The 13,311-nt window shown below is 70.0% G+C and carries 7 protein-coding genes; 3 read left to right on the forward strand and 4 right to left on the reverse strand.

Going from position 1 to position 13,311, the window contains the following annotated elements; genetic code table 11:
* Positions 1-43 precede the first annotated feature (43 nt).
* From TBR22_RS05660 to TBR22_RS05670, 3 genes are all read right to left on the reverse strand, one after another.
* Positions 44-1,465, reverse strand: coding sequence for a DUF1501 domain-containing protein (locus tag TBR22_RS05660; RefSeq protein ID WP_239491987.1), 1,422 nt, complete (start codon positions 1,463-1,465; stop codon positions 44-46).
* A gap of 122 nt (positions 1,466-1,587) precedes the next feature.
* Positions 1,588-4,740: a PSD1 and planctomycete cytochrome C domain-containing protein gene (locus TBR22_RS05665; RefSeq protein WP_239491988.1), complete on the reverse strand. Its 3,153-nt coding sequence runs from the start codon at positions 4,738-4,740 to the stop codon at positions 1,588-1,590.
* Between the two features lie 101 nt (positions 4,741-4,841).
* Entirely contained in the window at positions 4,842-7,997 is a 3,156-nt protein-coding gene (locus TBR22_RS05670) for a PSD1 and planctomycete cytochrome C domain-containing protein (protein WP_239491989.1), read from the reverse strand.
* A 281-nt stretch (positions 7,998-8,278) separates the two neighbouring features.
* On the opposite strand from TBR22_RS05670, the gene TBR22_RS05675 reads away from it, so the two are divergent.
* Together TBR22_RS05675 and TBR22_RS05680 are read left to right on the forward strand one after the other, a co-directional pair.
* Entirely contained in the window at positions 8,279-9,331 is a 1,053-nt protein-coding gene (locus TBR22_RS05675) for an aldose epimerase family protein (RefSeq protein ID WP_239491990.1), read from the forward strand.
* Between the two features lie 184 nt (positions 9,332-9,515).
* Positions 9,516-11,096, forward strand: coding sequence for an AbgT family transporter (locus TBR22_RS05680; protein WP_239491991.1), 1,581 nt, complete (start codon positions 9,516-9,518; stop codon positions 11,094-11,096).
* A 127-nt stretch (positions 11,097-11,223) separates the two neighbouring features.
* Here TBR22_RS05680 and TBR22_RS05685 read toward each other — a convergent pair whose 3' ends face one another.
* Positions 11,224-12,435: a glycoside hydrolase family 172 protein gene (locus tag TBR22_RS05685; protein WP_239491992.1), complete on the reverse strand. Its 1,212-nt coding sequence runs from the start codon at positions 12,433-12,435 to the stop codon at positions 11,224-11,226.
* A gap of 252 nt (positions 12,436-12,687) precedes the next feature.
* On the opposite strand from TBR22_RS05685, the gene TBR22_RS05690 reads away from it, so the two are divergent.
* Positions 12,688-13,305 carry an RNA polymerase sigma factor gene (locus TBR22_RS05690; RefSeq protein ID WP_239491993.1) on the forward strand — a complete coding sequence of 206 codons (618 nt, stop codon included), beginning with the start codon at positions 12,688-12,690 and terminating at the stop codon, positions 13,303-13,305.
* The last annotated feature ends 6 nt before the right edge of the window (positions 13,306-13,311 follow it).

Consider the following 13,311-nt stretch of genomic DNA (forward strand, 5'->3'; position numbering starts at 1 on the left):
GTGGATAGCGGCGCGGTCGGAGACCGCGCCCTACCTTGTGTTCCTACGCCAACAACCCCTTGACCACCTTGCCGTGGACGTCGGTCAGGCGGAAGTCGCGGCCCTGGAACTTGTACGTCAGCTTCTCGTGGTCGATGCCGAGCAGATGCAGCATCGTCGCGTGCAGGTCGTGTACCTCGACGGGATCCTTCGTGATGTTGTACCCGAGCTCGTCGGTCTCGCCGTAGGTGATGCCTGGCTTGATGCCGCCGCCGGCCATCCACATCGTGAAGGCGCGCGGGTGGTGGTCGCGGCCGAGGAACTTCGAGCCGTTGCGGGCCTCGTTCATCGGCGTGCGGCCGAACTCGCCGCCCCACACCACGAGCGTCGTGTCGAGCAGTCCGCGCTGCTTCAGGTCCTTTACGAGCGCCGCGGCCGCCTGGTCGGTCTGGCGGCACATGTGCGGCAGCTTCTCGATCACGTCGTCGCCGAAGCTGGCGCCGTGGGTATCCCAGCCGCGGTGATACAGCTGCACGAAGCGGACGCCGCGCTCCACCAGCCGGCGGGCCAGCAGGCAGTTGTTGGCAAACGAGGTCTGCCCCGGCTGCGTGCCGTAGAGGTCGTGCACCGCCTGCGGCTCGTCGCTGATGTCGGTCAGCTCGGGGACGCTGGTCTGCATCCGGTAGGCGAGCTCGTACGCGTTGATGCGCGTCTCGATCTCCGGATCGCCGACGCTGGCCTGCCGCATGCCGTTCAGGTCCTTGAGTGCGTCGAGCGACGCACGACGCAACTGCGCGTCGACGCCCGCGGGATTGGAGACGAACAGCACGGGATCGGCCCCGCTGCGGAACTCCACGCCCTGGTGCGTGGTCGGGAGGAAGCCCGACCCCCAGCACGACTTGCCCCCGTCCGGGTTGTTCTCGCCGGAGATCAGCACGACGAAGGCGGGCAGGTCCTTCGAGTCCGAGCCCAGCCCGTACGACAGCCACGACCCCATGCTCGGGCGCCCGATCACCTGGTGGCCCGTGTTCATGAAGATCTGCGCCGGTGCGTGGTTGAACTGCGTCGTCGACATCGACTTGACGATGGCGATGTCGTCCGCGATGGTGCCGAGGTGCGGCAGCAGGTCCGAGATCTCCTGGCCCGACTGGCCGTGGCGCCTGAATTCGTACGGCGAGCCGAGGAGGCGGGGCGTGCCCTTGATGAACGCGAACCGCTCGCCCTTGACGATCTCGGCCGGAATCTCCTGCCCGTCGTACTTGCGCAGGGCCGGCTTGTTGTCGAACAGGTCGAGCTGCGACGGCGCGCCGGCCATGAACAGGAAGATCACCTGCTTGGCCTTCGGGGCGACGGCCGGAGCCACCTGCCGCGCCGCCTGCGCGAACAACTGCTCCTGCATGAGCGAGGCGAGCGCCGCCCCGCCGATGCCGAACCCGGTTGCCTGGCGGAAGAAGTGGCGTCGTGTGACTGCCTTCAGTTCGTTCATCGTCGTTCTCGATCACGGCCGGCTCGGCCTTTCGACTGCGCTCAAGCCGCCCCTGCCGTCCGTAAGCCGTAAGCCCTGAGCCTGTCCTTGTGAGCCCTGAGCCTTGAGCCCTGAGCCTGCCCCTATCCCTTGGTCATCGTCTCGTCCAGGTTCAGCAGCACGTTGCCGACCATCGTCCAGGCGGCCAGGTCCAGTTGATCGGGCGTGAGCGCGGTGCCGGCCTTCAGGCCGAGCGCCTCGATCGCTTCCCCGGGGACCTTCGCGTAGCGCGTGCGTGCCTGGGCATGGAAGGTCCGCAGCCGCGCCAGTTCCTGCGCGGTCGGCAGCCGACTCGTGACCAGGCGGAAGCCGAGCGTCAGTCGGGCGTCGACGGTGGCCGGTGAGGCCTCGGCGCGCATGCGGGTGGCCAGGGCGCGGGCGTACTCGAAAAAGCCGGTGTCGTTGAGCGTCGCGAGCGCCTGCAGCGGCGTGTTGGTGCGCACGCGGCGCACGGTGCAGAACTCCCGGCTGGTGCCGTCGAAGGTCGTGAACATCGGGAACGGCGCGGTGCGGCGATGGAACGTGTAGAGGCTGCGGCGGACCCGATTCTCCCCGGTGCTCTCGATCCAGCGCGAGTTGTCGTACGGGTTGTCCCAGATGTTGGGCGGCTGCGGCGGGAACACGCTCGGCCCCCCGATCTTCGTGCTGAGCTGCCCGCTCGCGGCCAGGGCCACGTCGCGCACCATCTCTGCCTCCATGCGGAAGCGGGGCCCACGCGCGAGCAGCCGGTTGTACGGGTCGCGGGCCTGCAGCGCCGGCGCCACCGTCGAGTCCTGCCTGTACGTCGAGGAGAGCACCAGCGTCCGCAGCAGTCGCTTGACGCTCCAGCCCTGATCCATGAAGTCGACGCCCAGCCAGTCCAGCAACTCGGGATGTGAGGGCGGCGCGCCCATCGTGCCGAAGTCCTCGCTGGTATCGACGAGGCCGCGCCCGAACAGCGCTTCCCAGTACCGGTTCACCGCGACGCGCGCGGTGAGCGGGTTGTCGCGCCGCACCAGCCAGCGGGCCAGGCCGAGCCGATTGGGCGGCAGGTCGTCGCCGAGCGGCGGCAGCGAAGAGGGCGTGTTGGCATGGACGCGCTCGCCCCGCGCCGTGAACGCCCCGCGTTCACGAAAGTCGATGGCGGGCCGCTCGAACGTCGGCTTCTCCTCCATCACGAGCGCAGTGGGAAGCTTCAGGTCGTCGAGCGCCTTCTTCAGGCGCGCGACCTCCTTGCGCTCCGCCTCGAACAGGTCCGACTGCTCCCTGAACTGCGTCGCCAGGTCCCTGGCCTGCGCTGCCGTGCGGGCCGACAGCGGCACGTCGAGCACCGCGCGCGTGCGGGCGCTGACGCCTACCGCCAGCAACGGGTCTTTGGCCGTCGTCGTCGACACCCGGAAGCGCCCCAGCCCCTGGCCCAGCGTACCGTCCTCGTGGCCGAGGACGACGGTCAGCACGGTGCCGCCGGGATGGCCGATCGGCGCCCTGGGAACCAGCACCAACTGGAAGGGCACGCGCCATCCCTCGCGCACCGCGTCGACCACCCACGCATTGCCGAGGCGCGCGTAGGCCTTGGGCGTGGCGACCGTGAGCCCCAGCAGGTCGCCGCGCGACACGTTGCCGTCGGCCTTGACCGCCGTGAACGCGACAGGCGTCCGCTTCGTGGGGTCGGACGCGGGGGCGGCCAACACCTGCACGTTGGTCAGCCGGAAGTGGCCGTAGGGATCCCGTCCCGGGCCCTGCTTGGGCAGCGACGGGTCGAGCAGCGCCTCGACGCGGACGCCCGTGACGCCGGTGGCGTCGGTCGTCGCCTGGATTGTGTAGGTGGTGTTCGGGGGATTGGGACCGCTGGCGAGCACGCTGCCGTCGTCCTTCACGGTCAGCACGGTGCCGTTGGTCGCCGCCGCGTGGCTCGGCATCAGCGCCGCCCAGGCCTTGCCGGCATCGCGCACCTCCGCCTCCCAGCGGGCCTGCGCGCTGGCGCGTTCGGCGGTGTTGGTCGCGAGCGCCTCCTCGGCGGCCTTCAGCTGCGCGCGCAGGGCGCTGCGCGTCGCGTCCTGTTCCGGCGTGGCGAGGTCCAGGACCCCTTCGAAGTAGCGCGTGCCGTCGCCGAACGTCTCGGAGCGGTACGCGGGGTTGGCGAAGAAGGCCATCAGCCGGAAGTAGTCCTTCTGGCTGAACGGGTCGTACTTGTGGTTGTGGCACTGCGCGCACGCCAGGGTGCTGCCCAGCCACACGGTCGCCGTCGTGTTGACGCGGTCCACCTGCACTTCGTACAGCGCCTCGTCCGGATCGACGCCGCCTTCCTCGTTGGTCATCGCGTTGCGGTGGAAGCCCGTGGCGATGCGCTGGGCGCGGGTCGCGCCGGGCAGCATGTCGCCGGCGACCTGTTCGACGGTGAAGCGGTCGAACGGCATGTCGGCGTTGAAGGCCTCGATCACCCAGTCGCGATACGGCCACATCGAGCGCAGCCGGTCCTTCTCGTGGCCGTTGCTGTCGGCGTAGCGCGCCAGGTCGAGCCAGGGCCGCGCCCAGCGCTCCCCGAAATGCGGCGAGGCGAGGAGGCGATCGACGACGCGTTCGTAGGCGTCGGGCCGTGCGTCGGCGAGGAAGGCGTCGAGCTCGGCGATCGTCGGCGGCAGGCCCGTGAGATCGAGCGACACCCGTCGCAGCAGGGTCTCCTTCGAGGCCTCGTGCGACGGCATCAACTTCTCGGCGTCCAGTCGGGCGAGCACGAAGCGGTCCACCGGCGTGCGGACCCACGCCTCCTGCGACACGGCGGGCGGCGCGGCCTTCTTGGGGGCGACGTACGCCCAGTGCTCCTCGACCGTGTGTGTGGCCGTGGTGGCCGGCCCGCCCGGCCAGGTCGCGCCCTGATCGATCCAGGCGCGGATGAGGCCCGTCTGCTCGGCGGTGAGCGGATCCTTGTCGAGGGGCATGCGGTCTTCGCCGCCCTCGCCGAGGATGCGCTGCAGCAGGTAACTCTTCGCGCTGTCGCCCGGCACCAGCAGCGGTCCGGTCGCGCCTCCCTTCAGCGCCAGGTCACGGACGTGGAGCCGCAGCTTGCCGCGCGCCTTCTTCTCGCCGTGGCACTCGTAGCAGTGCTCGCGGAGCAGGGGTTCGATCTGGGTGGCGAAGTCGATCGTGGCGGCCGGTTGCGCTGACTGCACCACGTCGCCGCCGACCCAGAGTGCGGCCAGCGTGGTGGTGGCGAAGACGAGGGCTGCGCCGGGCAGCCAGCGGAGGCCAGTGGACATCGGCATCGGGAGCAGGGCCATGATACCCCGCTCACGCTGGCTCACGGCTCATGGCTCGAGGCTCAGAAAGCTCCCGAAAGACCCTGAGCCCTGAGCCCGTTCTATCCCTTGGTCACCGTCTCGTCCAGGTTCAGCAGCACGTTGCCGACCATCGTCCAGGCGGCCAGGTCCAGTTGATCGGGCGTGAGCGTGGTGCCGGCCTTCAGGCCCAGCGCCTTGACGGCTTCCTCGGGCACCTTCGCGTAACGCGTGCGGGCCTGGGCGTGGAAGGTGCGCAGGCGCGCCAGCTCCTGGGCGGTCGGCAGGCGACTGGTGACGAGCCGGAATCCCAGGGTGAGGCGGGCGTCGACACTGGCGCCTGGCGCCTCGGTGCGGATGCGTGTGGCCAGGGCGCGGGCGAACTCGAAGAACCCGGTGTCGTTCAGCGTCGCGAGCGCCTGCAGCGGCGTGTTGGTGCGCACGCGCCGCACCGTGCAGAACTCGCGGCTGGTGCCGTCGAAGGTCGTGAACATCGGGTACGGCGCGGTGCGGCGATGGAACGTGTACAGGCTCCGGCGCACGCGATCCTCGCCGGTGCTCTCGACCCAGCGTGAGTTGTCGTACGGGTTGTCCCAGATGTTGGGCGGCTGCGACGGGAAGACGCTCGGGCCGCCGATCTTCCGACTCAGTTGTCCGCTCGCCGCCAGGGCGACGTCGCGGACCATCTCGGCTTCCATGCGGAAGCGCGGGCCGCGCGCGAAGAGGCGGTTGTACGGATCGCGCGCCTGCAGCGCCGGCGAGACGCCCGAGTCCTGCCGGTAGGTCGACGACAGCACCAGGGTGCGCAGCAGGCGCTTGACGCTCCAGCCCTGCTCCATGAAGTCGACGGCCAGCCAGTCCAGCAACTCGGGGTGCGACGGCGGCGCGCCCATCGTGCCGAAGTCCTCGCTCGTTTCCACCAGCCCGCGGCCGAACAGCGCTTCCCAGTACCGATTCACCGCGACGCGCGCCGTCAGCGGGTTGTCGCGCCGCACCAGCCAGCGCGCGAGCCCCAGACGGTTGGGCGGCAGGTCGTCGCCCATCGGCGGCAGCGATGACGGCGTGTTGGCGTACACCTTCTCGCCGGGCGCCGTGAACGCGCCGCGCTCGCGGACGACGGTGGAGGGGCGCTCGAACGATGGCTTCTCCTCCATGACCAGCGTGGTCGGCAGCTTGAGGTCGTCGAGCGCCTTCTTCAGGCGCGCGATCTCCTTGCGCTCCGTCTCGAAGAGCGGATCCTGCTCGCGGAACTGGCTGGCGAGCAGCTTCGCCTCGTCCTCGCTGCGGGCCGCCAGCGGCTTGCCCAGCGCGGCGCGCGTCCGCGCCGTGATGGACACCGCGTCCAGAGGCTTCGCCCCCGTCGTCGCCGACAGCCGGAAGCGCCCGAGGCCCTGCCCGATCGTCCCGTCTTCGTGGGCGAGTTCGACGGTGATGACGGTGCCGCCTGGTTCCCCGAGGGGCGTCTTCGGAACGAGCACCAACTGGAACGGCACGCGCCAGCCGTCCCGCACGGCATCGACCACCCAGGAGCGGCCCTGCCGTGCGTACGTCGCGGGGGCATCAGTGGTGAGGGGTAGCAGGTCGCCGCGCGACACGTTGCCGTCGCCCTTCACGGCGGTGAACTCGACGCGTCGCCGGTTGGCCGGGGCCGCGGCGGGGGCCGCGAACACGCGGATCCCCGTCAGGCGGAAGTGTCCGTACGGATCCCGCCCGGGTCCCTGCTTGGGCAGCGACGGGTCCAGCAGGGCCTCGAGGCGCAGGCCGGTGAGGCCCGTCGTCGTGGTCGTGGCCTGCAGCGTGTACACCGTGACCTTCGGGTTCGGGCCACTCGCCAGGACGCTCCCGTCGTCGCGCACCGACAGCTGCGCGCCGTTGGTGGCGGCCGCGTGGCTCGGCACGAGCGTCGTCCAGCCGCGGCCGGTCTCGGCAAGCGACGACTCCCACCGCGCCTGGGCGGCGGCGCGCGCCGGCGTCTCGGCGGCGAGCGCGTCCTCGGCGACCTTGAGCTGCGCCTTGATGGTCGTCCGCTGCGCGTCCTGCTCGGGCGTCGCGAGATCGACCTGCGCTTCGGTGTACTTGAACCCGGCGCCGTGCTTGTCGACCGTGTAGGCGGGATTGGCGAAGAACGCCATCAACCGGAAGTAGTCCTTCTGGCTGAAGGGGTCGTACTTGTGGTTGTGGCACTGCGCGCACGCCAGGGTGCTGCCGAGCCACACCGTGCTCGTCGTGTTGACGCGGTCGACGAGCACCTCGTACAGCGCTTCCTCGGGATCGACGCCGCCTTCCTCGTTGGTCATCGCATTGCGGTGGAACCCGCTCGCGATGCGCTGGGCGCGCGTCGCGCCAGGCAGCATGTCGCCGGCGATCTGCTCGACGGTGAAGCGATCGAAGGGCATGTCGGCGTTGAACGCCTCGATCACCCAGTCGCGATACGGCCACATCGAGCGCAGCCGATCGGCCTCGAAGCCGTTGCTGTCGGCGTAGCGGGCCAGGTCGAGCCACTGGCGCGCCCAGCGCTCCCCGAAATGCGGCGAGGCCAGCAGGCGATCGACGACGCGCTCGTAGGCGTCGGGCCGGGTGTCGGCGACGAAGGCATCGAGTTCCGCGATGGTCGGCGGCAGGCCGGTCAGGTCCAGCGACACGCGTCGCAGCAGGACCTCCTTCGGCGCCTCGTGCGAGGGCACCAGCTTCTCGGCGTCGAGTCGGGCGAGCACGAAGCGGTCGACCGGCGTCCGGACCCAGGCCTCCTTCGAGACGGCGGGGGGCGCGGCCTTCTTCGGCGCGACGTACGCCCAATGCTCCTCGACCGTGTGGGCGGCCGTGGTAGCCGGCCCACCCGGCCACGTCGCGCCCTGATCGATCCAGGCGCGGATGAGCGCGGTCTGCTCGGGGGTGAGCGGGTCCTCGTCGAGCGGCATGCGGTCCTCGCCGCCCTCGCCGAGGATGCGCTGCAGCAGGTAGCTCTTCGCGCTGTCGCCGGGCACGAGGAGCGGTCCAGTGGCGCCGCCCTTCAGGGCGAGGTCACGGACGTGCAGGCGCAACTTGCCGCGCGCCTTCTTCTCGCCATGACACTCGTAGCAGCGCGACTCCAGAATGGGCTGGATCTGGGTCGCGAAGTCGACGGGCGCCGGTGCCTGGGCCGACAGGAGCGCGCTCGACGCCAGTCCTGCCGGGGCACACGCCGCCGCCACGATGAAGGCCGGCCCGGCCAGCCGCTGCAGCGATCGCGCGAAGGACATGGAGATGAGGCGGATCATACACAGGCTCAGGGCGTACGGCTCTGGGCTCAAGGCTCAGGCCGAAGGCCCAAGGCCCAAGGCCCAAGGCCCAGGTCTGAGGCGTGGTAACGTTCCGGCCGGTTCCCAGGAGGCCGCCGATGCACGCACCCGTCCGTCGTCTACCGTTGTCCTTGCTGCCGCTGTTGCTGGCGGTCACACTGGGGAGCGCCTGCGGTTCCTCGACGCCCGAGGCGCCCGCGCCGACCTCCGCCCCGGCCGCTGCGCCGGCGCGCACACCTGCAATGACCAGAACTCCCTTCGGACAGCTGCCCGACGGCCAGGCCGTCGAGGCCTTCACCTTCACCAACGCCAAGGGCATGTCCGTCACGGCCATCACCTACGGCGGCATCATCACGTCGCTCAAGGTGCCCGACAAGGCGGGCCAGCTGGCCGACGTCGTGCTCGGCTACGACTCGCTCCAGGGTTACCTCGACAAGTCGCCGTTCTTCGGCACCATCGTCGGCCGCTACGGCAACCGCATCGCCAAGGGCAAGTTCACCCTCGACGGCAAGACCTACTCGTTGCCGATCAACAACGGCGAGAACCACCTGCACGGCGGCCCGCAGGGCTTCGACAAGAAGGTCTGGAAGGCCGAGCCGTTCGAGCACCCTGGCGCGGTGGGCGTGGTCTTCACGCACACCAGCCCCGACGGCGACATGGGCTACCCGGGCACGCTCGCGGTGAAGGTCACCTACACGCTCACCGACGACAACACCCTGCGCTTCGACTACGAGGCGACCACCGACAAGGCCACGCCCGTCAACCTGACGCAGCACACCTACTTCAACCTCGCCGGCGCCGGCTCGGGCGACATCCTCGGCCACGAGATCGAGATGAAGGCCGACCGCTACACGCCGGTGGACAAGGGCCTCATCCCGACCGGCCAGCTCGCGCCCGTCGAGGGCACGCCGTTCGACTTCCGCAAGGCCACGCCGATCGGCGCCCGCATCGACGCCGACCACCCGCAGATCAAGGCCGGCGGCGGCTACGACCACAACATGGTGTTCACCCGCACCGGCACGGACCTCGAGCCGCTGATCACCGTGTACGAGCCGACGACCGGCCGCACCATGACCGTGGCGACGACGCAGCCCGGCGTGCAGTTCTACACGGGCAACTTCCTCGACGGCACGATCACCGGCAAGGGCGGCAAGGTCTACCCCAAGCGAGCCGGGTTCTGCCTCGAGACGCAGCACTTCCCGGACTCGCCCAACAAGCCCGAGTTCCCGACGACGATCCTGAAGCCGGGCGAGACGTACCGGCAGAGCACCGCGTACACCTTCGGCGTGCGCTGAGGTGGCAATTTGAAATTGCACATCTGAAATTGATCGGCGGCCGGCCTGTCGGCCTTGCCGCTCGACACATCTCGAGGGGCGGCGGCGCAGCCGCGCCCCTCGAGAATTTCAGATTGTCCAATTTCAAATTGGCAGCATCAGGCCGTACCATCGGTAGCTCATCCAGGCGCGAGGACCTGTCCAGATGCCCCTGCACGAGCTGCTCGATGTGGCGCCGGTCACGCCGCGCACGCGTCCGTCGCCAAGACCCACCCTGGCGGGGCGGTGGCTCGATCTTGTCGAGCGCGTCGGGAACCGGTGCCCCGACCCCATCCTGCTGTTCCTCGTGGCCCTCGCGGCGACCTGGGGCCTGTCCGCCCTGCTGGCCGGCATCGACTTCGGGGTGCTGGACCCGCGCAACGGGCAGCCCCTGCGGATCAACGACCAACTGACGCTCGTGGCGATGTCGGCCTTCCTGGCCAACATGACGGTCACCTACGTCACCTTCCCGCCGCTCGGCATGGTGCTGGTGATGGTGCTGGGGGTGGGCCTGGCCGAGCGGTCCGGCCTGCTCGCGGCCGCGTTGCGCGGGGTGCTGGCGGTGGCGCCGGTCCGACTGCTCACGCCGCTGGTCGTCCTGGCCGCGATCGTCGCGCACGTCCTCTCCGACTCGGCGCTCGTGATCGTGTTGCCGCTGGCCGCGGCCCTGTTCTACGTCGCCGGTCGCCACCCGCTCCTCGGCATCGTCGCCAGCTTCGCGCCCCTGTCCGGGCTGCTGTTCGGCAGCCTGCTGCCGCAGAGCCTCGACGCGATTCTCGCCGGATTCACCGAAGGCGGGGCGCGCCTCATCGACCCCGCGTTCAGGGTCACGCCGCTGAACAACTACTGGCTCGCCGCCGCCATCGCGCTGGCCGCCGTGCCGGCCACGTGGTGGATGGTGGACCGCACGATCGCGCCACGCGTCGCCGACATCGTCGTGGACGGCGACCCGGCGCTGATGCCCTCGGCACCGCCGCTGACCGCGCCCGAGCGTCGTGGGCTGTGGGGCGCCGCACTGGCGTGCCTGGCCGTCCTCGGTGCCGTGGCGTGGGCCGCCTGGCCGGCGGGCTCGCCGTTGCGCGGCGCAGACGGGTCGCTCACCGGCGCGGGAGCGCCGCTGATGCGCGGCATGACGCCGATCCTGCTGGTGCTGGCGGCCGTGCCGGCGCTGGTCTACGGGCGCGTCGCCGGGACGATGCGTACGCACCGCGACGCCATCGAGGGCATGAGCGCCACCATGGCCTCGATGAACTACTACCTGGTGATGGTCTTCTTCGCGGCGCTGTTCACCAGGACGTTCGCCGAGTCCAACATCGGCGCCCTCGTGGCGGTGACTGGCGCGGACGCGCTGCGTGCCTCCGGCCTGCCGGGTGCGATCACGATCCTCGGGGTGGTCGGCCTGACGTTTGCGCTGGACGTGATCGTGCCGTCGGCCTCGGCCAAGTGGGCACTGCTGGCGCCCATCCTGGTGCCGATGCTGATGAGCGCGGGCCTGTCGCCGCACCTCACGCAGGCGGCCTTCCGGATCGGCGACGGCCCCATGAACCTGATGTCGCCGTTGTTCCCGTACTTCCCGCTGGTGCTGGCGTTCTGTCGCCGCTACGTCACGACGTGCGGCCTCGGCACGATCATGGCGCTCGTGCTGCCGCTCGGGGTGATGTACCTCGGGCTGCAGGTCGCGATGCTGATGGCGTGGTGGGCGCTGGGGCTGCCGCTCGGTGTCGGCGCGGGCTATGCCGTGCCCTGAGGTGGCAATTTGAAATTGGAAATTTGAAATTGATCGGCGGCCGGCCTATCGGCCTTGCCGCTCGACACATCCCGAGGGGCAAGGCGAAGCCGCGCCCCACGAGAATTTCAGATTGTCCAATTTCGAATTACCTGGGCCGCTCGTTCCCCCACAGCTTCGGCCCGTTGCCCATCGACTTGCGCCAGGCGTCGCGCCAGCGGTGGATGTCGCTGGGGCCGATGGCTGGCATCAGCTTGCGGGACTCGCGGTCAGGGAAGGCCGGGAACGCCTTGTGTGGCTCGGTCTGGTACCAGTAGGCCACCGTCGCCATGTCGAGCGTCAGGTTGTTGTCGTGGCCGTGCTCGATCGACACCCGCAGCGACTTCTGGAAGCGCACCGGGTCGGTCACGTGGAAGCGGTACACGTGCGTGCGCCCGAGCCAGCCGGTCTCGCCGTCGACGCGTGCGTAGCCGAAGAACGGGTGCTGGTACAGGCTGTCGGGTGACCAGGACGTGTTGAAGTAGTCCTCAGTCCCCGTCCCGTGCAGGGAACCGGGCCACGCCTCGCCATCCACCTGGAAGAGATCGTCGCCCTCGCCGTACCACATCGGCGACGGCGAGTGGACGTAGTAGTTCATCCCCACGTAGTGCCCGCGGCCGGTGATGTCGGCCACCAGGAAGTTGCCGGCGCCCGTGGTGTTCTTCTGCTCCGGCCCGAGCGTGTTCCACTCGTTCTCGCCGTACGCCTGCGCCTCGGTCAGCTCGTGGTGGTACCAGGCGTGAAAGTAGGGCGTGTCGGCCGGCAGGGACGGCAATTGCTCGTAATCGACGTAGTAGTAGAAGGCGTCGATGGTGCGGCCTGTGTCGTTCTCCACCTCGATTCGGGCCCGCGACCTGAACGGCATCGGGAAGTAGCTGACCATGGCGCGCCCTTCGCGTGGGCCGGCGGCCAGAGGCAGCGCCGCCATCGGGTAGCTCTCGTTCCACCCCTGCCCGAAGAACTCGCCGATCGGCGCCTCCACGCTCGGTGTCGTCTCGTCGTCCCAGTACATGCGCAGGATGATGTCGTGGCGTGAGACGGTGGGCGGGGGCGGCGCGATGGTCACCCAGATGTGCGTGATCTGCCCGGGGCCCTTGATATCGGCGAGCACCCGTCGCTCGCCCTGCGCGATCTTCTCCAGGCGGTCGTTGTTGCCGCCGCTGCGATCGAAGCTGCTGATCCGGAGGCTCCTGACGCCCGGCTGCAGCGTCAGCCAGCCCTGGAGCAGGGAGCCTGTCGATTGGGAGTCGACGGCGGTCGTCGCCAGGGCGACGAGGCCGGTCATGGCGAGGAGCCGTGAGGCGAGGAGCCGTGTGCGCATGCGGTGATCTACTGCCGGACGCCGCTGGAGCGCAAACACCCGCGAGATGCGCTCGCCCTGCCGATGGTCAGGTGCCAGCGACTCCGGACGTCGGACGCCGCCCCGTCCGCCTGTAGTCCATCGCCCGCGGAGACGGCCCAGTGCGGGTTTCCACTACGTTCGACCGGTGCGACGCGGGTACGATGCGGCAGCGGCTGTTCAGTCCCCCGCGTCACGGCGTTTGTGGAAGGAGAGTCGCCCAGTCCCGCGCCGATGACCAACGCCCTCGCCCTGTCCAGTTCGCCGACCGATGACGCCGCGCTCGTGGCGCGGGTGCGGGCCGGTGATCCGGACGCCGAGGCCGAGTTGGCACGGCGGTTCGCGCCGCGCATGCGCGTCCTGTGCCTGGCGCGCACCCGGCGGCCCGACCTGGCCAACGACCTGGCGCAGGATGCAATGATCGCGCTCCTGCTGGAACTCCGCCGCGGCGGCCTTCGCGATCCAGCGGCCCTGCCGGCCTTTGCCGCCGGCATCGCCCGGAACATCGTGCGGTCGGAGCATCGCGCCTCGAGACGGCACGACGTCGGGAGTCTCGAGGTCGACGTCGACGTGGCCCGGGAGGAGGGCGAGGACGCCGCGGTGCGTCGCCTCGACGTCGAGCGCGCCCTCGACGGGCTGCCGGTGGCCGACCAGCAGGTGCTCCGCCTCATCCTCGTCGAGGGCTGCAAGCCCGCCGACGTGGCGGCACGCCTCGGCATCTCTCCGGAGGCGGCGCGGACGCGCAAGCTGCGGGCCCAACGCCGACTGATGGAGGCGTTCGACACCGCGTTCCAACCCCGGCCGCCCGGGCGCGCGACCGGTTCCGCGCCGGGGATGTCACGTTCCATGTAGCATCGA

The organism is Luteitalea sp. TBR-22 (assembly GCF_016865485.1).
In the GTDB taxonomy this organism is placed as follows: domain Bacteria; phylum Acidobacteriota; class Vicinamibacteria; order Vicinamibacterales; family Vicinamibacteraceae; genus Luteitalea.